This is a genomic window from Gemmatimonadaceae bacterium, assembly GCA_036496605.1.
Classification (GTDB): Bacteria; Gemmatimonadota; Gemmatimonadetes; order Gemmatimonadales; family Gemmatimonadaceae; genus AG2.
In genome coordinates this window covers 1-20,192 of sequence record DASXKV010000052.1, presented here as the reverse complement: position 1 = coordinate 20,192, position 20,192 = coordinate 1, and the positions used below count along the sequence as shown (strand labels likewise).

Genomic DNA, 20,192 nt, shown 5'->3' with positions numbered 1-20,192 from the left:
TCAGTGCTGCGTGCCTGGAAGAGCACTGGCCGTCTTCGGCTTCCCCTTCGGCGTCGACACCTCCGGCGGCTTGAGCATCATGTGATCGTCGCGCCCGCCGCGCGCGCCCTTCGGATTGAGCGAGCTCAGTGACCGAACGAAGCTCACGAGCTCCCAGATCTGCTGAGTGCTGAGCCGATATTCCCAGGCTGGCATCCCGTTAGGCCGCCCTTCGGCGATTGATGCGAAGATCTGTTGCGGCTCGCTGCCGTAGATCCACTCGTCGTCCATGAGCGCCGGTCCGATGCCGCCACCGCCCTCAAAGTGACAACCGGAGCAATTCATCGAGGTGAAGAGTGTCTTGCCTTCGGAAACGGCGTACGCATTGTCGTCGTACGGCGCATCGATCTTCGGAGCGATCGTGGCCGGTCCCGGCTGAAGCTCGCTGACGACGAGGGCCGAAGCGCTCGGCGTCGCCGTGGGAGGGACCTCGCTGAAGTGATGGTTCTCGCGCTCGCAGCCGGCGGTGACGAGCAACCCGACGAGCATCACCAAGGAGCTAGAAGCCGAAGACATACAGCATGCCCCCTTTCGTCGTCTTCTGCGGCAGATCCTTCATCGCGTTTACGAAGCCGAGTGCGGCGCTCGAGTCCCGCGCATCGAGGTTGGCCGCGACAATGGCGCCGGGCCAGCCGCCGATGCCGGAGAGAATGGCGACGTACTGCTTGCCGTCGGGACCGCGATACGTCATCGGTTGGCCAACGATGCCGGAGCCGGTTTTAAACTTCCATAACTCCCGTCCCGTGCGTGCATCGACAGCCTTGAACCAGCCGTCCATCGTGCCATAGAACGCGACGTCTCCGGCAGTGACGAGCGCGCCACTCCACACGGGAAGATCTTCCCTGACACTCCATACCACGCGTGCCGCGACTGGGTCCCAGGCGTCGAACGCACCGCGGTTGCCGGTGGGGCCGGCGTACATCTTCACGTGCGAGCCGACATACGGCGTGCCGGCGATGTAGTTCGCCTCCAGCCCCTCCTCGTCCATGCACAAGTTCTGATGCGGGATGTAGACCAGCCCCGTACGCGGCGAATAGGCCGAGGGCTGCCAGTCTTTCATGCCCGGCGACGCGGGGCAGCTGTTGCGGACCACCGCACCAGTCCGCGTCGCCTTCTCCGGATTGTATTGCAGCCTTCCTGTCTTCAGATCGACGCCCGTCGTGGTGTTCACGAATCCGTACGGCTCCGCCGAGAGCACCTCTCCCGTCGATCGATCGATGACGTAGAAATAGCCGTTGCGATCCGGACGCAGGATCAGCTTTCGCTGCTGACCCCTCCATGGCATGTCGACGAGAATGCTCTCATTGACGCCGTCGTAATCGTGCTGATCGTGCGGCGTGAGCTGATACGCCCAGACGGCCTCGCCCGTCTCCGGCCGGCGCGCGAAGAGCGTCGCGCTCCACTTGTTGTCTCCCGGGCGGAGCTCGGGGTTCCACGGGCCTGGATTCGCCGTACCGTAGTAAATGAGATCGAGCTCGGGGTCGTACGTAATCCATCCCCATGCGCCGGCCCCACCGATCTTCCATCTGTCGCCGGGCCAGGAGTTGATGCCAAGATCCTTCCCGCTGTCGGCGGCGTAGAATGGCCGGAAGTTCGGGCCGATGAGAACATCCTTATCAGGTCCGGTATGATAGGCGGTCCACGCGACCTTGCCGGATGCTTCGTCGAGCGCCTTGAGCCAGCCGCGAACGCCGAACTCACCGCCGCTCACGCCGACCAGGACTCTGCCTTTGACGACGAGCGGCGCCATCGTGACCGATTCGCCAACATTGATTTTGCCGACCTGCGTCACCCACTGCTCTTTGCCGATCGCAGCATCGAGCGCGATCGTGCGCCCGTCGAGCGTGTTGAAGAAGATCTTACCATTATCGAAGACGAGCCCCCGGTTCACGACATCACAGCACGCCACTCCCTGTGATGCGCTCACGGGGTGCGGCTTGTACGACCATTTCGTGGGAAACCCCGGCTTCGTGAGATCCAACGCGTAGACGTAGTTCGGATATGGCGTGACGATGTACATCGTGCTGCCAGCCACGACCGGCGCCGCTTCGTGCCCGCGCTCGACCCCAGTCGAGAACGTCGCGACGACGCGCAGATTTTGCACATTCTGATTGTTTATTTCAGTCAGACCGCTGAACCGGGTTCCCTGCACGTCCTTCGATGGACGAAGCCATTGTCCGTCGTCGGCGAAGCGAGTGGTAGTGTCCCCGACCGCCGTCGCAGGGCCTGTTGCTGCGACGAGTCCGATGTGACTGGTCGCATTCTCGCGACCACCTTTGCACGCGCTGAGTATCGCGCCCGCCATGAGCAGGCGGACGGATATAGATCGGCGTCGCGCATGTCGAGTATCCCCGCTTCTCGGCATCCGATTCTGCGTTCAGAAGGAGCCTGAGCCGTGCAGGAAGTGTTCCGACCGCTAAAAAGGAGGGACGATCACGCCCTCTGGGTCATTTGCGCCCACCAGTTCGCGTACACGGTCGGCGAGATTTCGGACGGCTTGATCTCGCTGCGCCCGCCCCAGAACACGTTGGTGTAGAGAATCGGCATCCCGACGCTCGTGAGGTGCGCGTCGATCGCATCCTTGTGCGCGAGCATGGTTGCTTTGTCCGTCCCGTGCGCGACGGCCATGATGTTGACGTTCGCGAATTCCGGTCCGCCCTCGCGCCAGTATGCGTGCGTGAGAATGTGGTGACGGCCGACTTCACTTCCGGCTTCGATCTCTCGACCCTCCGGCACGCGCCAGTGAAAGAGCGCGTTGTATCGCGTCACCCGTGTGCCGCCGACCGACGGCTTGACGTGCTCGAGGAAAGTCGAGAAGCGGCCAATCACCTTGCGTTCTCCGAGCTCCTGCGCGACACGCACGAACTCGTCTAATGATTCGCCCGCTTCGCGCGCGCGCAAATGCCAAATGTCCTGTCGCACTTCGTCGCCGTCGAGCTCGCGCTTGAGCGCCTCGAGCACACGCCATTCGCGACGCGAGAGCTCGACGACGTTCGTGTCGATCACGATTCCAGGCTCGTCGCTTTTCGATCCCGGCTCCATGCCCTTGCGTCGTACGTGACCGACGCCGAGCGCAAAGAGCTTCCTCGCAGGCATCGCACGATATGCTTCCGCGCCGATGCGCGTCGCGAGCAAGTCGCAATGCGCGGTCATCGAGAATCCCTGCGGAACCTTGAGCGTGGTCCAGAGTCGATATACCGAGCCGGGCGTCGCGCCGTCCGTCGATCGAATCACGATGTGGCCAGAGAACGGATCCTCACGCCACATCAAGTCGAATGCCTCATCGAGTCGCTCCGCGGGGACGCGCCACGCCACGAGCGCACCAGGCGCGAGATTCGTCGCCATCAGTGTTTGTCGAATGCGGCGAATCGTTCCCGCAGCGAGCATCGCGCGCAGACGCTCGAGCACCGTGTCGATCGGGACCTCCGACAATCGGGCGATCTCTCCGAACGGATCGACGAGAAAGCCGGCGATGCGGTCCTCGGAGACGGCGAGTATGCGCGCGTTGACCGGGTCGCTGATCTCGGTGGGAATGCTCGAGGTGGGCGAGTGGGTAATGGTCATACCGGAGAATAGCAGGTGAGCGAGATCGATGGATTGGCGTGATAGCTGCGAGGCTGTGACGAGGTAGTGGCCTTCGACATCAATGGAATCACGTTCGATTACATGGCCCGTTGCGGCGCTTGGCGCGTTCGGGCTCGTCGCGCTGTTGGACGAGCCGACCGCGCTCGATCGCGAGGTCTACGCGCTCGCTCGGCGTTTTTATGGACGGAAGCTCGAGCGCGCGCAGCGCCCGCTGGAGGTGTTCGGACTTCCTGGCGTTCACATTCCCGTCACTGTGCTCGGTGCGCGGGTGTTGCGACGATTTGGACGGCGCGGCGGGGGAAGCATCGCCGCATCGGCGGTCGTGAGTTGGTTGACAGTGCGTGGCATGCGTTCGCTCGTATATCGTCCGCGGCCGCCCCGTCCTCCGGGCCGAGGACCCAAATCGGAGAGCACTTTTCCGAGCGGGCACACGACGGAACTGACTGCAATCGCCATCGTCGCCGCGCATGTGCTCGAGCGTGAGCATATACTCACCCGTCGTCAGGCGCGCGCGCTACGAGTTGGACTGCCGCTCCTGATTGGAGCCGACCGCGTGTATGTGCGCGAGCACTGGCTCACGGACGTTCTCGGCGGCTGGGCGCTCGGCGCCGCCGTCGGGCTAACGGTGACCTCGCTGTCAGCGTCTCTTACGGGTTCTCGCTTTCTTCGCCTTCGGCCGTTTCGTCGCCGAGCCCTTCTTCGGCGTTGATGGCTTTCGCTTTTTCTTGAGCGTGGATGCCGGGCGCGCGCCCTCGAGCGAACGCCAGAGATACCAGCTCGCGACGCTTGCGTGCGGCGTCCAGTTCTTGCCAATGCGCTTCACGTCCTTGGGGCCCGGCTGTTTGCGCAGGCGGTACGCGCGACGGATCGCATTCTGAATTCCCAGATCCAACTCGGGAAGAACGTCCGGTCTGCCGAGTCGGAACATGAGGAACATCTGAACTGTCCAACGCCCGATGCCCTTCACCTGCACGAGTCGCTCGATGATCTCATCGTCCGGCAAATGGTCGATGGTGTCGGCTGCAAGCGGGACCACGCCACCCTCGACTTTCGCGGCCAGATCTTTGAGATACGACAGCTTCTGCCGCGAGAGCCCCGCCGCGCGGAGCTGCTCGTCCGACGTCGCCAGTATTTCGCTCGGCGTCGGCGACCGATTGCCGTACAGCTCGCGGACGCGGCCCAGGATTGTCCCCGCCGCCTTGCCCGACAGTTGCTGATAGACGATGGACCTAACGAGTGCGTCGAAATGCGTGCCCTCGCGCCGTGTCTCCAGGCGGCAAGGGCCGACGCGCTCGATCACCGTGGCGAGCACGGGATCGACGCGCCGCAGATGCTGAATCGAGGGTTCGTGCATGCCCTGAAGAATGCGCGCTCCGTCAAGCGGGGCGCCAGGACGTCATCCGAGATGGCGCGCCACCTTCTTCATGTCGGCGAAGAAGTCACGCTCGGCCTGCACCCGCGCCGCCGGATCGGGAGCGCGCAGCACCGACGATGGGTGGACCGAGGCGATGACGACGCCGCCGCTCGGCGCGGTCACGGCGCGGCCGCGCTCCTTCGTGACACGAAAGCTCTTGCCCATGATCGCCTGCGCCGCCGTTGCGCCGAGGCAGACGATGACCTGCGGTTGCACGAGCCGAATTTCCTCCGTGAGCCAGGGATGACACGCCCGAATCTCGGCGTCGTTAGGCTTCTTGTGAATCCGACGCGCACTCTTCTCGCCGCGCTCCCACTTGAAGTGCTTCACTGCGTTCGTAACGTACACGTCGTCACGGTCGATGCCCGCGTTTTCGAGCGCGCGATCGAGCAGCTTGCCCGACGGGCCAACGAAGGGATGCCCGGCGCGATCTTCCTGATCGCCTGGTTGCTCGCCGACGATCATGACGCGAGCGCGCTTCGGTCCTTCGCCAAACACCGCTTGCGTGCCGAGCGTCCAGAGATGACATCCGCGACAGGTCATCGCCGCCGTGCGTAGTTTGGGCAGCGTGGGATGCGGCGGTATGAAGTCGGCCGCCGAGCCAGTCGCGGTGCCTCGTTTGCCGGCAGGAGCTTTGGTGCGTGGTGCCGTGATCGGCTTTGCCGATGCTCGACCTCTCGTCTTGTGCGAGGTCGTTCCAACGCGCGCCGGCATCAGCGTCTCGCGCGATTGGCGTCGTCTCGCTCCGTTGGCGGTGTTGCCTCAGGAGTTTCGTCTTGCGGTGCGCCTTCCGATTCCTCGCTTCCGCCGTGTTTGCCATGGCGACCGGGTATGATCGAATCCTGATCGCTCGATTGTCCCGCTCGCTCGCGCGGAGTTGGCGACGGAGTGTCGGACGGCCCTTTATTTTCACGGTCGGTCGTCATGACGGCCTCGGAAGAGATGTCAGCGGCGGAAACGGGCAAGTGAGAGGCCAGTAGGCTGATCTCGATTAGTCTATCAGATTGAACTTGCCCGCGTTGCTTCCGATTGTCGGTCGGACTCTTCCGCCCCCCCAAATGTCCCGCCTGCTCAACTACTTCTTTCGTGGCGTGATCGTCGTTGCGCCCGTCGCCGTGACGATCTACGTCTGTTACGCGATTTTCACGAGCATCGACAACTGGCTGGGATTCCCAATCCCCGGTGTCGGTTTCCTGCTGACGATCGTATTGATCACGGTCGTCGGATTTCTCGCCTCCAACCTCATCACGCGTGGCTTATTGGCGGCCGTCGAGACGCTGCTCCAACGGCTGCCGTTCGTGCGGCTGCTCTACGGCTCGACGCGTGATCTGCTGAACGCGTTCGTCGGCGAGAAGCGACGATTCGACAAGCCGGTGCTCGTCGCTCCCATGCCTCAGAGTGGTATTCGCGTGCTCGGCTTCTTGACGCAGGAGTCGCTCGCTGTCATCGGACTCACGGATCATGTCACCGTGTACGTGCCGCAGTCGTATGGCTTCGCGGGACAACTCCTCGTCGTGCCATCGGCGCAGATCACACCGCTCCCGGCGGAGAGCGCCGACGTGATGGCGTTCATCATTTCGGGTGGCGTCACGCAAATGCCCGAACGCCGCTCATTGTCGGCATCGCATTCGTGAGACCGAACTGCTAGTTGCTTCGGGTACGGTTCTTCCCATGCCCACGACGACTAGTGGTGGGCCAAGGGGAGGCGGGACGTGGAAGAAACGGGAGCTCGTCGCGGAGACGGCGCGCCACAAGTGGGCACGCGCTTCTCCGCTGAGGAGATTCACGAGAATGTCAGCGAGGCTGCGCAGGAAGAGCTCGAGCGGCCCGCGGCGGAGCTCATGTGGTCGTCGATCGCATCGGGGCTGCTCGTCGGCTTCAGCTTTCTCGCAACCGCGTTCCTGAGATCGATCTTCCCGCCGTCGTTGCACACCGCCGCGGCGGCGCTCGCGTACCCGTTAGGCTTCGTGTACGTCGTCCATGCGCGCCACCAGCTCTTCACCGAGAACACGCTCGAGCCCGTGATCCCGTTGCTGGAACGGCGGAATCGCCAAACGCTCGTGCAATTGCTTCGGCTCTGGTCGATCGTGCTCCCGCTGAATCTGATTGGCGCCTTGCTCTTTGCGGTCGTCGTCGCGCACACGCGAGTGGTGGACGACACTCTGCGTGGACCATTACTCGACGCGGCGCGCAGCGCGACCGAAGGCGGCGCGGCGCTGGTGTTCTACAGAGCAATCTGGGCGGGCTGGCTCATCGCGCTCATGGCGTGGCTCATCGCGGCGACGCGCTCCGCGGTCGGACAGATCATCTTCGTCTGGCTGACGACGGCGCCGATCGCGGCGTTCGGATTCAAACACTCGATCGCGGGCGCCGTCGACGCATTCTATCGTGCCACGATCGGCGATGCGCCGTGGAGCGCGATGCTCTTTGGATTCGAGGTGCCGGCGATTCTCGGGAACGTCATTGGTGGGGTCGTGCTTGTCGCGCTCTTGAATCACGGGCAGGTACGACGAAAAACACGAAGTGCGATGTGATTGTAAAGGAGGTCTGCGCCTCTTTTCAACGACCGAGGTTGTCCTTCAAAGAGCTGAATCGTCAACGCGGATTGCCGCTGCCGAACGACCACTGAATCACCCTGAGCTGCCATCTGTCACCGACGCGGTGCAGGTACGCTCGGCTTCGCATCGACGCTTCCGTGTTCATCCGGACACCCCACGTCTTCGCGCCCTCCTGCACCTCGTTCGGCAACGAGTTGAAAGTCTCGCTGCGCGAGTCGAAGGCGTCGCCGAAGTCGTTGGGCACCCACCGCCAGCGGAAATCCACAGCCAGCTCGTTCACCGGGATGTTCTCGTTCGCGTCCTTCCAGTTGTGAATCTGTTCAACCCGGAGAAACTGCCGCGTCCCCATCGGCACGCGCCAGCCGATATCCTTCTTGAACTGACTCCAACCCGTGGCTCCGACGCGCGGCCGTTCCTCCTGCGCGTCCATGTTCTCCTGCTGGTCGAGCCCCGCGGCGCGCGGATCCTCGTCCGCGATCAGTGACGTGCTGTCGATGCCGGAGGGTGTGACGACGAGTTGGTGCATCGCGCCGCGCCCCGGTCCGTAGATGCTCTCGCTCACATTCACGACCCGCACGAGCTTGAGGATTGCCAATGTCGGATCGACGGTTGCGAGATCGGCGATCGAGAGAATTCCCTCGGTGCCATACTGCGAGACGAAGCCGCGCTGAAATGTCAACTGCCGAGGGATGTGGGCGAACTTTGGGCGCGTAAACGCCGTCGAGCCGCGCACGAGCGTCGCCGCTTCATCCTTCGTGATCGGCTTGGAAAGGCAGCCCGCGAGCCCAACGGAGCCGACGACAGCGATAGTCGTTAGGCGCTGGCGGCTCGGGAGGCAGCCCATGGCCATCTCGACCTACCAGCGGTCGTGCGGTTTGTCGGCGCCGTAGTTCCAGTCGACGCTCGTCACCTTCCACTTCGCGCCGTCGCGTGCCAGATAGGCGCGACTCCAGTGCGGGTTGGACGTATCGACCGTGACGGCGCCGTCGATCGCCGCCTGCTGCACCTCGCCCGGAAGCGACTGGTATTCGGCGCTCTCCGTGTCGAACGGCGCGCCAGGTTTGGTCGGACGCCATCGCCAGAGAAAGTCGACGCGTGCTTCGCCCGCCGGATCGCTCCGTGTCGGCGTATACGCAGCGACTTCGAGTATGCGAATCATATCTCGGGATCCGACGGCAAGGCTCCAACCCGGCGTGCGTCCAATCGGCCGCGCGTTGTAGGCGGCGCGCGGTGACTCGGGATTGTCGTCGCCGTCGTCGGGCGCGAGCTCGTCGGTCTGCAGCTGAGGGCGCGGGGTGACGCGCAGGGTGTGAACCCAGGCTTGCGCAAGCGGCGGCTCAGGCGGCGGACTCGAACGCGGCTCGTCGAGTCGAGGCTGCGGCTTCGCAACGTGGTGCTTCACCGAGTCACCTCGGGCTTTCGTCGTATCGCCGCGCGGCCTGGTCGAATCTCTCGGCGTCTTCGTCGAGTCTGACGTGCTGTCGGTTGCCGTCGTATCGGCGCTTGGTTTGGGCGCCAGCATGTCCGAGCCAGGCACGGCGCTCACGAAATCTTCGATCGTCACGCGGTCGCGGGCGCGCAGGACGGCGACGACGGGATCGACAGAGGCGATCTGAATGATGTTCAGTGCCTCGCCCTCGCGGGTCGCCGAGCTGCTGACGATGCCGTCGGCGGGGATGGCGAGCACGCGCGGAAGGTAGACGAGCTTTGGGGACTTGAATGCAGCCGATGCTTCGACGATTCCGCTCGCTTTCTGCTTCGAGATTGGCGGGCCACCGCAGGCCGAGACCAGTGCGGCAGCGAGCAAAAGCAGATTCTTCGCTGCGCTCAGAATGACAGGCTTGGGGGTCATTTACGATTGGGTCGAGCAGCGGCGGCAATCAAAGAGCGTCACCTGCCATTCGCCCTTCTTGTCGCGTGTGAGCCACACGCGACCGTTGTAAGTCACGCGACTATCGAGATCACCCGCGTTCACCGTGGCCTGCTGAAGGTCGCGTGACATGTCGTCGAAGCTAAGCGCGCCCTGATCGAACACCTTGCCGATCTCGGTCGGCACCCACCGAAAGCCGACGTCGGCGAGCACGTAACCTGGGGAGAGCTTATCGGCGACGGGTGAGCTGGAGTCGATGATCTGCCCGACGTTCACGATCTCGCGTCGTCCGAGCGTCACACGCCAGCCAGGCGTCTTGCGAACACTCGTCCACAGCCCGGGCGGACCCGGATCGTCGCTTTCGATAAACAGATCGGGCGACGCGTCGCTCGATGGTGTGATCGAGAGCACGTGGAAGTAGCCGCCGGAGGCGCCGTCTGGGCCGTAGACGTCTTGCACGTCCACGAGCTTGTTCGCATGCAGAATGGCGACGACGGGATCGATCTTCGCGAGTTGTCGGTCGTCCAGGGCACCGCCGCCCATCGACGCCGGCGTCTTGGTCTCCACTCGTCGCGGCACCGCGAGCATTTTCGGCTCGGTGAAGGTGCTCGCGTGCGTAAGCGCCCCGGCGACCGCCTTTGCCGACGGCTTTGGATAGCTGCAATTGAGCAGCGGCAGAAGCAGAAAGGGCGCGAGTAACGAGCGCGCGAGGAGTCGTCGAAGAGGGCGCATGAGGCCAGTGAGTCTCCAGAAAGGACGATCTCGCGGCGCCAGAAGCAAAACGGCATATTCGGTCGTCGTTGCGGCCGTTAAGCACTCCGGAGGAACGAGAGATGGCGACATCGAACGGCCGGACGACGTGGCTCGGCAAGGTGACCGGTAACCTGATCGTCCGGTTGCTCTGCTATTACGCCGTGATCATCGGAGCGATGGTGCTCGTGTGGCGGTACCTGCCGCGGTCGGAGCTCATCGCGCACGAGTCGCTGGACGCTTTGTTCGGCACTGCCGGAGCGGGCGCCGTCGAGACCGGGCGAAAGGGCCGAGTAGTCGCCACGCCGCTCGATCAGACGACGCTGGCGGTCACGGTCGCTCTGGCGATGATCGCGTCGGTTCTCCTCGCGCTCCCCACCGCGTGGGTTTACACCCGCACGCGCGCCAAACGAGGCTACCAGCAATCCGTTGTACAAACACTGATCGTCCTTCCGCTGCTCGTGTCGGGGATCGTCGTCCTCGTGAAGTACAGCGTGGCACTCGCGTTCAGCCTCGCCGGCATCGTTGCGGCGGTGCGTTTCCGCAACACGCTCGACGACAGCAAGGACGCGGTCTACATCTTCCTCGGTACGGCGATCGGTCTGGCGTCGGCGGTGGACCTGCCGGTCGCGGTCGTGATCTCGGTGCTGTTCAACGCCGTGGCACTCGCGCTCTGGTACTCGGACTTCGGACGTTCGCCGGCGCTCGAAGGGCGGATGGCCGAGCGACGCTTGCAACGCGCGATGGAGCAGATGAGCCGCACGGGTAGCTTCGTCGCGCGGGTGGACGAGCAGGTATTCGAGGACATGTCGGCGGAGCAATTGGCAGCCGTTGCCGATCGGGCGTGGCGGCGGGCGCGGCGGCACAGTCCGGAGACGCCGGATCCGGAGGGTCGTCGTGAGGCGCTGCTGCGAATCCGGACGACGGACGTGTCGACGACGCGCCTGACGATGGAGCCGATTCTCGAGGAGAATCTGAAGCGATGGCGGTACGGCGGCGTGGTGCACGAACCGGACGGCTCCCACGTGGTCGAGTATGCAGTGACACTCAGGAAGAGCATTCCGGCGGATCAGGTGCTGCAGACCCTGCGCGCGCTCGGCGAGCCGGTGCGTGGGGTAGACATAGCTTGAGTCTCGCTCTATCACATCGAACGAGGTGTCCGATGCGCGCCCTCATCGCCGTCCTTGCCATCGCCTGCCTAACCGCGACGCTTCCCGCACAGGAGCAACAGGGCAAGAAGAAAAAGTCGAAGAAAGATGAGCCAACGCAGGTCGACATCTCCGCTCACGAGCCCGCGCCGATCTTTACTGGTGACGCGCCGCTTCAGTTCACCCTCACGGCGAACCTCGGCCGCCTGCGTCGCGACAAGACGCAAACGCCGCCCTGGCGCGAGGCGACGATCACGTACTCCGACACGAGTGAGGGTACGGTCGAGGTTCCGCTCAAGGTGAGGACGCGCGGCATCTGGCGGTTGAACAACTGCGATTTCCCGCCGATCCGGCTCGATTTCGCCAAGTCGACGGCGAAGCATACCGAGTTCACGAAGCTCGACAAGCCGAAGCTCGTGACATACTGCAAGGACAACGAGGAGTTCGAGCAGTACGTGCTGCAGGAGTTCCAGCTCTACCGTGTTTACAATCTACTCACGCGCTACAGCCATCGCGTGCGCCTGGCGCGCGTGAGCTACGCCGACAGCGGAAGCGGCAAAGTCGCCGCGACACGCTATGGCTTCATCGAGGAGGAGCCAGCGGCCCTCGTCTATCGCGTCGGTGGGATGCGGATGCTCGGCCAGGGCGCCGGTGCCGGCGATCTCGACCCCCGCGCCGCCGCAATCTACTTCGTCTTCCAGTACATGATCGGGAACACGGACTGGTCGGTGGCGGGGCAACACAACAGTGAGCTGGTGACCTCCGACAGCATGTACATACCGATTGCCTACGACTTCGACTTTTCGGGCGCGGTGAACGCTCGCTACGCAACGCCTGACTCCCGCCTCCCGATTCGCCGTGTGCGGGAGCGTCTGTACCGCGGTTACTGCCTGCCTAACGAGGTCTTCGGGCCGACGTTCGAGCTGTTCAGGGCAAAGAAAGACTCGATCTACGCGCTGTATCACGATCCGATCGGCCAGCTCTTGAAGGGCGATCGGGTGAAGGAGACCCTGGAATACTTCGACGAGTTTTACAAGACGATCGGCGATAGGGGAGATGCGAAATCGCAAATCACTGATCGGTGCTTGAAGGGCTGATCTTTAAAAGAGCAAAGGGGCGGCTCTTCGAGCCGCCCTCCGAGCGCTCTCCTTACGGCGTCACCTTAGGAACTGGCCAGACATTATTCGCCCGATCGATGTCCACCAACCGCTTCTCCGGATCGAGCTCGATCTTCACCACCTTCTTCCCCGCGAACGCGTACTCGCGCGGATAGAAGCGCGTGTTCGTGCTCCACACTTCGGCTGGGTAGTTGAAGTCCTCCGTGGAGCCGTCGCTGAAGGTGAAGCGGGCGCGGATTGGTTCGACGCCGCGCGCGTGATTGGCGTAGAGCACGCCGACCATCAGGGTGTCGCCATGTTGCGCGGTGACGACCGAGTCGATCGCCTGGTCGAAGTGGGGGTTCTCGAGGAACCACTCGCGGAAGTACCAGTCGAGACGCTTGCCGCTCACGTCTTCCATCGTGCGATAGAAGTCGACGGGTGTCGGATGCTTGAACGCCCAGCGCTGGACGTAGGTCCGGAAGGCATCATCGAATGCAGCCGGCCCGAGAATCTCCTGTCGCAACTGTTGGAGTGCGACGCTGGTTTTCACATAGGCGTTTTCGCCTAACAACTGCGGATTGATGCGATCGGGATTGATCTCGAGCGGTTCGTCGACGTTGTGCTCCATGTATTGCGTAACGAGGTTGCGCTCGTCGGCGGCGCGGGCCATCTGGTTTCCTTTCTCCGGATATCGCCGCGCCTCGGAGAAGGTGTTTATGAAAGTGTTGAACCCTTCGTCCTGCCACATGTGCATCCGCTCATTCGATCCGACGATCATCGGGAACCACATGTGTCCGATCTCGTGCGTCACGACATTGTAGAGGTCGTACTTGTCGTTGCTCTTTGCCTCCATCGCGACCATCGGGTACTCCATGCCGCTGATCGGACCCTCGACTGCCGTGATCTGCGGATAGGGATACTGGAACCAGCGCTCGGAGTATTCCTGAATGGACGTGCGCGACATGTCGGCCGCATCCTTCCATGGCTCAATCGCGCTCGGGCGGAAGAACGCCTGGGCCAGCGAGCCCTTATAGCTCGAGGCATCCCACATGTAATCGGGGGACGCGGCCCAGACGACGTCGCGTACGCTCTTCGCCGCGAACTTCCATGTCATCGTGCCTGTCTTGCGCGGGCGGGCAGCGCCACTCGTCAGGTCCTGCTGCGTCACGATGTGGACCACGTTCGTGTCGTGCGCTGCCTGGGCGAGCCGCGAGATCTGCGCCGACGTGAGCACGTCATGAGCATTCTGCAATGTCCCCGTCGCGGCGACGATGTAGCCGGCCGGGACGGTGACCTCGAGGTTGAAGTCTCCGTACTCGAGGTAGAACTCGCCTTGCCCGAGATACGGCTCGGTGTTCCAGCCGCGCACGTCGTCGTAAACGTTCACGCGCGGATACCACTGCGCGAGCTCGTAGAGCGGGCCGTCGCGACCCATACGATCGGCGCCGTGTTCGGGAATATTGAAATGCCACGCCGCGTTGATCGTCGCCGTGTGGCCAGGCGCGAGCGGTTCGGCGAGATCGGCTTTCATGACGGTGCCTTCCGTGCGCAGCTTGAGCGTGTGCCGCGCCCCCTTGCCGTTCGCCGACACTTCCTCGAAGCGGTCGATCATGTCGCCGCCCTCGAAGTTCCGCGCGCCGAAGCGCGATTCGGCAGGGAAAACGTACGAGTTCAGGGAGTTCGATTTGAATGCGTTCTGCTCGACCTGGAACCAGAGGAAGTGGAGCGTGTCCGGTGAATTGTTCGTATAGCGAATCGTCATCTCGCCCCGGAGCGCCTTCGCGCTCGTGTCGAGCGTTGCCTTGAGATCGTAGTCGGCGCGCTGTTGCCAGTATTTCGGTCCGGGTGCCCCAGAACCGCTGCGATACTCGTTTCCAGGAGGAAGACCGAGCGGCGCGAACATCGATGTATCGCCGACACCGGTGCTGTCGAATTGAGGACGGGGCGGCGCCGTCTTGGCCGCGGACTGCGCAAACGCGGGTATGGCCGCTGCCGTGCTCATCGCGGCGGCGAGGACACCGCCCGCAAAGCGGGCGCGAGTGACGTGTTGCATTCGAAATGTGAAGTTGAGAGAAGACTTAATCGGCGCGCAGGAGCCAGTGCGGCCCTGCCCGTGCCCTAGCCCCGGCGAAAACAAACGCCGAGCGGAACCGCAGCAAACGGTGCGCCTGACAACCTTTTGTAAGCGAATACCCCTGTAAGGGGCGGAAGGTCGTTCGGCTACCTAGAAAAGGCGGCTCCTAGAGCCGCTCTTCTAGAACCGCCCTCCTACCCCTTATGCGAATAGACCCAACTCTTACCAGCCCGATCGAATGCCATCACGTCGTACGCATCCGCTCGCCCTCCCATGTCCATTCCGGGAGAGCCCGCTGGCATACCTGGCACTGCCAAGCCGGCGAGCTTGGCCCTGGTCGACAGCACCTTTTTTACAAGATCCGCGGGAACGTGGCCCTCGAACGCGTATCCGCTCGCGAGCGCGACATGACAACTCCGGAGCACAGTCGGTACGCCGGCGGTGATCTTCACCTGCTCGAGCATACTGTCATCGACGTCGTGGGCCTCGACGGTAAACCCGTTGTTCTTCATGTGCGCGACCCAGTTTGCGCAGCAGCCACAGGTCGGGCTCTTGTAGACCGTGACGCGCGTCGCGCGCGGACTAGCGCTGGCGGCGCGAGAGAAGGCCGACGTCGCCAGGCCAGCGACCGTGAGTTGGAGCCAATCGCGACGATTCATATTCCTTATAGCATAGCGGAGCGTGGAAGCTGAAAAATAGGGTTCGGATGCGCACACGACAGGCTCGCGCCTTGCACCGGGGTCAGCCGAATTCAACGGAGTGATCAAGATGGCTGACTCGAGCGAGCGCGCGCCCGCTGATCGCGGCACCCCGGGAACCAAGCGTCCGGTCGATTGGGCAGGGCAGGACGAGTACTGGCGCGACAACTACGGCGATTGTTCTTACACGCACGCGGATCGCGCCTACGAGTACTACCGGCCCGCGTACAAGTACGGCCATGAGTCGGCGTTCTTCTATGGCGACCGAGGGTGGGATAACGAGGTCGCGGACGATCTCGCTCGCGGCTGGGAGCAAGCGCGAGGCGACTCGAACTGCACATGGGACGAAGTGAAGGATGCCGTGCGCGATGCGTACGAGCGAACGCGATTGCATGCGATTGCCTAGAGCGTAGCACCTTCGGTCAGACTCTGGCGCCCAACGCTGTGGGGGTTTTTCATTCCCCACCGCATGACGTCTCCGTCAATTTCGCCGCCGCGCGCCGACCGCGTCGCTCTCGTACTCGTCCAGCTGGGCGCGCTGGCCGTGGTGTTGGCGTCCCTGCCGTACAAGCCCTTCGATCTCGACCGCTACTTCGTTCCGAAGGAGTTGGTGCTGCACATCGCCGCCGCCGGGGCGGCGCTGTGCTGTATCCTGCCTCGTGGTCGACTGTCACTCGCGCGAATCGACTGGCTCCTAATCGCCTATCTGGCTCTCAGCGCGGTCTCGGCTGCCTTCGCCGGTAATCGGTGGCTGTCGACGCGAGCGCTGGCGATCTCGCTGTCGGGCGCGGCGCTCTTCTGGATCGGACGCGTTCTTCGACGCGACGGACTCGCGCGGCCCGTCCTCTGGGCGCTCGGGCTGGCCGGCGCTGTGGGCGCGGTGACGGCACTACTCCAAGCCTACGGCATCACGTCCGAGTACTTCAGCTTGAATCGCTCGCCCGGCGGCACCTTCGGGAATCGGAACTTCATGGCGCATCTTGGCGCCATCGTCGCGCCGACGATCGTCTACTGCGGCGTAACGACACGTCGCTCCGCAGCGACGCTGTTCGCGGCGATCCTCATCTCCGTGGTCGCAGCGGCGGAGGTGCTTTCGAGGAGCCGAGCCGCGTGGCTGGCGCTACTCGGAGCCGCGCTGCCGGTCGTCATCGTGGCTTTTGCCACCCGTTCTCGCTGGAGCGGGCCCGAGACCTCGCGCCGGCTGATTTCCCTCGGCGTCGCCACTGCGATCGGCGCCGCGATTGCGCTCGTGCTCCCAAACACGCTCGAGTGGAACAGCAAGAATCCCTATCTCGAGTCCGTGCGCGGGATGGTGAACTACCAGGAGGGGAGCGGCCGGGGCCGTCTCGTGCAGTATACGAATTCGCTCCGCATGATGGCTGCCAATCCGATCCTCGGCGTCGGGCCAGGTAATTGGTCGGTCGAGTATCCGCGTTATGCGTCGCACGGCGATGCGTCGCTGAGCAGTCTCGACGAAGGAATGACGTCGAACCCGTGGCCGAGCAGCGATTGGGTTGCCTTCGCGGCGGAGCGTGGAGCGCCCGCGACTGTGTTGCTGATACTCATCTTCGTCGCATTTCTCGGTCTGGCCGCGTGGCATGCGCGGATCGCGCGCGGCGCGGAGGGTGTGTTCGGTGCGCTCGTGCTCGCGGCAACGGTGATCGTCACGTTGGTCGTCGGCGCCTTCGACGCGGTGCTCCTGATCGCACCGCCGACACTCTTCGTCTGGTTGCTCCTCGGTATCTACGCAGAACCGGTCTCGCCGTCGACGCCGCGACAGGTAATGAACTCTGGCCTGAGGCGTTGGGCGCCGGTTCTCGTTTTGGCCGTGGGTCTCTTCGCCGTCGGGCGGAGCGCCCTGCAGATGGCCGCGATGGCGACGGTGACGGCAAGCAGCCGCACGTCGGCGCTCGAGCGTGCGTCGATCTACGATCCGGGGAGCTATCGCATTCACCTGCGGCTCGCCGAAGCGTGGTTGAATGTGGGGCGGTGCGAGCGCGCGCGGCCGGAAGCGCGCGACGCGCGCGATCTCTACCCGATGGCGATCACGCCGCACGAGTTGTTGTCGCAGTGCGGCGAGTCGTCACCACGCCCGCGGCGTCGCTGAGATGCCGCGCGTCTCCAATATCACCGAGCGTGGGAAACGTCGGCGACTCATCGGCGGTCTCGTGTGGTTAGGCATCGCGACGATCACGACGGCGCTGTTGAGTGTGACCCGAGCGAGCGCTTGGTGGTATGTTTTGCTGGTAGTTCCCTTCACCGCAGCCGCGTTAGGCTATTTCCAGGCGCGAGGGCGAACCTGAGTGGTCCTGGCCGCGCTCGGGGAGCGCGAGGTCGAAGGCGGCGGCAAGGCGCGCCTGAATGCGGAAGAGAGACAACAAATCAGGCAGCAAGCGTTAGGCGTGTGGATTCGGTCGATTGTGACCGGTATCGTCTGTGCCGTGCTCGTCTGGGCCTTGCACTTGTCGTCCTGAGGTGCTCTACCGCAGGTGCTACTTGGTAATCCTGAGACTCATGAGCCCCGCCCACCGCGCGAGTCTGCCCTTCGGCCCTACCGCCCATCCCAGACTCGGCGACTCGAAGTGCACGGCGTTGTAGGCGACGCTGTCCACCATGAGCCAGGTTTCACCGTTGTCACTCGAGAATGCGGTGCCGGCGAGGCCCACGGCGACGACGCTCGAGCTGCCGGGGACGAACGTGACGGAGGAGAGATAGCCGACCGGGAGCGGCCCTTTCGCGATGCGCCACGTGCGGCCGCCGTCGCCGGTGAGCGCGACGTTAGGCAGCCCACCGCGAACCATCTGATAATCGCCGCCCACGGCCACGCCACGCCGTGCGTCGCGGAACGCCAACGAAAAAATTCCTGACGACGCGCTCCCGGCATGGATCGGTGTGTCGGCGACGCTCCAGGTACGGCCACGGTCGACCGAATGGTAGACGCGCGCGGTCACACCGCCACCGGTGCCGATCCAGACGTCGCTCTCGCCCTGAACCGTTAGGCAGCTGCCGCTGGCCGCGAACGCTGCCTCGCCAGGTAGCGCGGCGGGAATGCGGTCGGGTGAAATCCGCGTCCACGTGCCGCCGCCATCGTTCGTCGTGAGGAGAAAGAACCGTCCGTCGACGGGATCGCTGATCGCGATGCCGTGCTGCGCGTCCCAGAACGCGATCGCGTCGAGGAACACGCCCTTCTGAGCGGTCGAGTAAACGAGCGACCAGTGCGCACCCGCGTCGGTCGTGCGATAGATGCGCGCCTGCCCCTTGTCGGCGTCACCGGCGCTCATCAGCCAGGCGCGCCGCGCGTCGAGTGCATGGACGGCGCGGAAATCGAGCGAGGCCGCCGACGGCACGCTGTCCACGCGCCAGCTCCGTCCGCCGTCGATGCTGTGCGCGTAGCGTCCGCGCGTGCCGCTCGCCCACACGACGCTCGAGCCGGCGGTGCTCAGGCCGCGCAGCTCGGCGTCGGTACCGATGGGCGCGGACGACCACTGCGCCCCGGCGAACGCCGGCCACGCGGAAAGGAATGCAATGAGTAAACGCTCACGCATGATGAGATTCGCTCTGAATAGACCCATCCATTCTGCCGGCGACGGCACCGCTACCCGTCGAGCCCTTCGAGGGCCGACATTAACGCCGAGTTCCGCCGGAAGGCAAAATAGAAGCAGAGGAGGGCGCCAATGAATAGGGCCACGCTCTGGGTCACGTAACGATGTCGACCGTCGCGGAGGAACCAGATACCGAGCGGAGCGAAGAGGACGCCGAGGAGCGCCAGCGTCGACCGCACGAGGCATCCGGGGCGGGGGAGGGCAGCAGGCATATGCTTTGAGACGCGCGGCGCGGCGATTCGGCCACAGGAGGGGCTGGGGCCAGGGACTAGGGGCCGGGGCTAGATGGAGAGAGTCGCCGCTACCCCTAGCCTCTAGCCCCTAGCCCCTCGCAGCTTTTTGTCCATGCTCTCCCTCTCCGACATTCGCAGCGCCCGCGAGCGCATCGGCGATCGCGTCCACCATACGCCGGTGTTCTCGGCAACTCGACTTGGTGCGCGCGTCGGTGCGGTGCTGTATCACAAGTGCGAGTCGCTGCAGAAGACCGGCTCGTTCAAGGTCCGCGGCGCGCTCAATCGGCTCGCGTCGCTCGACGACGCGGCGCGCTCGCGCGGCGTCATCACGGTGTCGGCCGGCAATCATGCGCAGGCGCTGGCGTGGGCCTCACGGGATGCGGGCGTGCAGTGCACCGTCGTCATGCCGACGACTGCGTCGCGCACCAAGGTCGACGCGAGCCGCGGCTATGGCGCCGAAGTCGTGCTGCACGGCTCGAGTGGACTCGAGGCGTTCACCCGCGCGCACGAGCTGTCGATCGAACGGTCGCTCACCTTCGTGCATCCGTTCGACGACGACGCGATCATGGCCGGCCAGGGCACTGTGGGGCTCGAGATTCTCGATCAGCTCGACGAGTTCGACGACGTCATCGTCCCGATCGGCGGCGGTGGACTGATTGGCGGCGTGGCGGTGGCGATCAAGGAAGCGCGGCCATCAGTGAAGGTGTACGGTGTCGAGCCGACCGGCGCGGCCGTGATGCACAAGAGCCTCGAGGCGGGTCGTCCCGTTAGGCTCGAGTCGATGAAGACCATTGCCGACGGACTCGCGGCACCGATGGCAGGCGACCTCACCCTTCCGATCGTCCAGCGCTACGTCGACGAGATCGTGCTCGTGGACGACGACGAGATCATGCGCGCGATGAGCGAACTCTTATTCTCGACGAAACTGCTGGCCGAAGGCGCAGGCGCGGCGGCCACGGCAGCCGTGCTATCGGGGAAGATACCGGTCGGTGGCAGGCGAGTAGTCGCGGTGATGAGTGGCGGTAACGTCGACCCGGCGCGGGTGAGGGAGCTTCTTCAGTAGTTGGATAGAGAGGGGCGCGTCGAGAGGGGCGCGTCGAGAGGGGCGCGTCGAGAGGGGC

22 protein-coding genes are annotated in these 20,192 nt (G+C 64.1%); 10 read left to right on the top strand and 12 right to left on the bottom strand.

The window, feature by feature from the left end:
• The 3 genes from VGH98_21115 to VGH98_21105 all read right to left on the bottom strand — a co-directional run bounded on the left by VGH98_21115 (position 1) and on the right by VGH98_21105 (position 3,603).
• Positions 1-555 (bottom strand): c-type cytochrome, encoded by a 555-nt coding sequence (locus VGH98_21115; protein HEY2378494.1) that lies wholly within the window; start codon positions 553-555, stop codon positions 1-3.
• Complete coding sequence (locus tag VGH98_21110) at positions 539-2,344, bottom strand: methanol/ethanol family PQQ-dependent dehydrogenase (GenBank protein HEY2378493.1); 1,806 nt, start codon at positions 2,342-2,344, stop codon at positions 539-541. The genes VGH98_21115 and VGH98_21110 overlap by 17 nt, the downstream gene beginning before the upstream one ends.
• A gap of 128 nt (positions 2,345-2,472) precedes the next feature.
• Positions 2,473-3,603: a hypothetical protein gene (locus tag VGH98_21105; GenBank protein ID HEY2378492.1), complete on the bottom strand. Its 1,131-nt coding sequence runs from the start codon at positions 3,601-3,603 to the stop codon at positions 2,473-2,475.
• An 82-nt stretch (positions 3,604-3,685) separates the two neighbouring features.
• Between VGH98_21105 and VGH98_21100 the strand changes: the two genes are divergently transcribed.
• Complete coding sequence (locus VGH98_21100; protein HEY2378491.1) at positions 3,686-4,333, top strand: phosphatase PAP2 family protein; 648 nt, start codon at positions 3,686-3,688, stop codon at positions 4,331-4,333.
• On the opposite strand, the gene VGH98_21095 is transcribed toward VGH98_21100, so the two are convergent.
• A complete protein-coding gene (locus VGH98_21095; GenBank protein ID HEY2378490.1) occupies positions 4,262-4,978 on the bottom strand; it encodes a DNA-3-methyladenine glycosylase in 717 nt (238 codons plus the stop codon). The two genes, VGH98_21100 and VGH98_21095, sit on opposite strands and share 72 nt — an antisense overlap.
• Positions 4,979-5,020: 42 nt before the next feature.
• A complete protein-coding gene (locus VGH98_21090; protein ID HEY2378489.1) occupies positions 5,021-5,752 on the bottom strand; it encodes a UdgX family uracil-DNA binding protein in 732 nt (243 codons plus the stop codon).
• Between the two features lie 344 nt (positions 5,753-6,096).
• Here VGH98_21090 and VGH98_21085 point away from each other — a divergent pair, with 344 nt between their 5' ends.
• Both VGH98_21085 and VGH98_21080 read left to right on the top strand, forming a co-directional pair.
• The gene (locus VGH98_21085) at positions 6,097-6,672 is read left to right on the top strand and encodes a DUF502 domain-containing protein (protein ID HEY2378488.1); all 576 of its coding nucleotides are present in this window, start codon (positions 6,097-6,099) and stop codon (positions 6,670-6,672) included.
• 78 nt (positions 6,673-6,750) lie between these two features.
• Positions 6,751-7,572, top strand: coding sequence for a formate/nitrite transporter family protein (locus VGH98_21080; GenBank protein HEY2378487.1), 822 nt, complete (start codon positions 6,751-6,753; stop codon positions 7,570-7,572).
• Positions 7,573-7,633: 61 nt separating this feature from the next.
• Here the strand turns inward: VGH98_21080 and VGH98_21075 are convergent, their stop codons facing one another.
• From VGH98_21075 to VGH98_21065, 3 genes are read right to left on the bottom strand one after another with little or no spacing between them, the layout of a single operon-like run.
• On the bottom strand, positions 7,634-8,440 hold the full coding sequence (locus VGH98_21075; GenBank protein HEY2378486.1) for a hypothetical protein: 807 nt from the start codon (positions 8,438-8,440) through the stop codon (positions 7,634-7,636).
• A gap of 12 nt (positions 8,441-8,452) precedes the next feature.
• Positions 8,453-9,448, bottom strand: a complete 996-nt coding sequence (locus VGH98_21070; GenBank protein HEY2378485.1) for a hypothetical protein — start codon at positions 9,446-9,448, stop codon at positions 8,453-8,455.
• Positions 9,449-10,198, bottom strand: a complete 750-nt coding sequence (locus tag VGH98_21065) for a hypothetical protein (GenBank protein HEY2378484.1) — start codon at positions 10,196-10,198, stop codon at positions 9,449-9,451. It lies immediately after the preceding gene.
• Positions 10,199-10,299: 101 nt separating this feature from the next.
• Between VGH98_21065 and VGH98_21060 the strand changes: the two genes are divergently transcribed.
• On the top strand, positions 10,300-11,346 hold the full coding sequence (locus tag VGH98_21060) for a DUF4956 domain-containing protein (GenBank protein HEY2378483.1): 1,047 nt from the start codon (positions 10,300-10,302) through the stop codon (positions 11,344-11,346).
• Positions 11,347-11,378: 32 nt separating this feature from the next.
• The gene (locus tag VGH98_21055; GenBank protein ID HEY2378482.1) at positions 11,379-12,461 is read left to right on the top strand and encodes a hypothetical protein; all 1,083 of its coding nucleotides are present in this window, start codon (positions 11,379-11,381) and stop codon (positions 12,459-12,461) included.
• 52 nt (positions 12,462-12,513) lie between these two features.
• On the opposite strand, the gene VGH98_21050 is transcribed toward VGH98_21055, so the two are convergent.
• Together VGH98_21050 and VGH98_21045 are read right to left on the bottom strand one after the other, a co-directional pair.
• A complete protein-coding gene (locus VGH98_21050) occupies positions 12,514-14,517 on the bottom strand; it encodes a M1 family metallopeptidase (protein ID HEY2378481.1) in 2,004 nt (667 codons plus the stop codon).
• A 215-nt stretch (positions 14,518-14,732) separates the two neighbouring features.
• Positions 14,733-15,197 (bottom strand): DUF411 domain-containing protein, encoded by a 465-nt coding sequence (locus tag VGH98_21045; protein ID HEY2378480.1) that lies wholly within the window; start codon positions 15,195-15,197, stop codon positions 14,733-14,735.
• A 109-nt stretch (positions 15,198-15,306) separates the two neighbouring features.
• On the opposite strand from VGH98_21045, the gene VGH98_21040 reads away from it, so the two are divergent.
• The 4 genes from VGH98_21040 (at position 15,307) to VGH98_21025 (ending at position 17,710) form a co-directional block, all read left to right on the top strand.
• Positions 15,307-15,642 carry a hypothetical protein gene (locus VGH98_21040; protein HEY2378479.1) on the top strand — a complete coding sequence of 112 codons (336 nt, stop codon included), beginning with the start codon at positions 15,307-15,309 and terminating at the stop codon, positions 15,640-15,642.
• Positions 15,643-15,705: 63 nt separating this feature from the next.
• Positions 15,706-17,343: an O-antigen ligase family protein gene (locus VGH98_21035; protein HEY2378478.1), complete on the top strand. Its 1,638-nt coding sequence runs from the start codon at positions 15,706-15,708 to the stop codon at positions 17,341-17,343.
• 1 nt (position 17,344) lies between these two features.
• Positions 17,345-17,539 (top strand): hypothetical protein, encoded by a 195-nt coding sequence (locus VGH98_21030; protein HEY2378477.1) that lies wholly within the window; start codon positions 17,345-17,347, stop codon positions 17,537-17,539.
• Positions 17,540-17,710, top strand: a complete 171-nt coding sequence (locus VGH98_21025; protein ID HEY2378476.1) for a hypothetical protein — start codon at positions 17,540-17,542, stop codon at positions 17,708-17,710. It begins immediately after the preceding gene.
• An 18-nt stretch (positions 17,711-17,728) separates the two neighbouring features.
• Here the strand turns inward: VGH98_21025 and VGH98_21020 are convergent, their stop codons facing one another.
• Both VGH98_21020 and VGH98_21015 read right to left on the bottom strand, forming a co-directional pair.
• Complete coding sequence (locus VGH98_21020) at positions 17,729-18,808, bottom strand: hypothetical protein (protein ID HEY2378475.1); 1,080 nt, start codon at positions 18,806-18,808, stop codon at positions 17,729-17,731.
• A 23-nt stretch (positions 18,809-18,831) separates the two neighbouring features.
• A complete protein-coding gene (locus VGH98_21015) occupies positions 18,832-19,017 on the bottom strand; it encodes a hypothetical protein (protein ID HEY2378474.1) in 186 nt (61 codons plus the stop codon).
• 166 nt (positions 19,018-19,183) lie between these two features.
• Here VGH98_21015 and VGH98_21010 point away from each other — a divergent pair, with 166 nt between their 5' ends.
• Positions 19,184-20,134: a threonine/serine dehydratase gene (locus VGH98_21010; GenBank protein ID HEY2378473.1), complete on the top strand. Its 951-nt coding sequence runs from the start codon at positions 19,184-19,186 to the stop codon at positions 20,132-20,134.
• Positions 20,135-20,192: the final 58 nt, after the last annotated feature.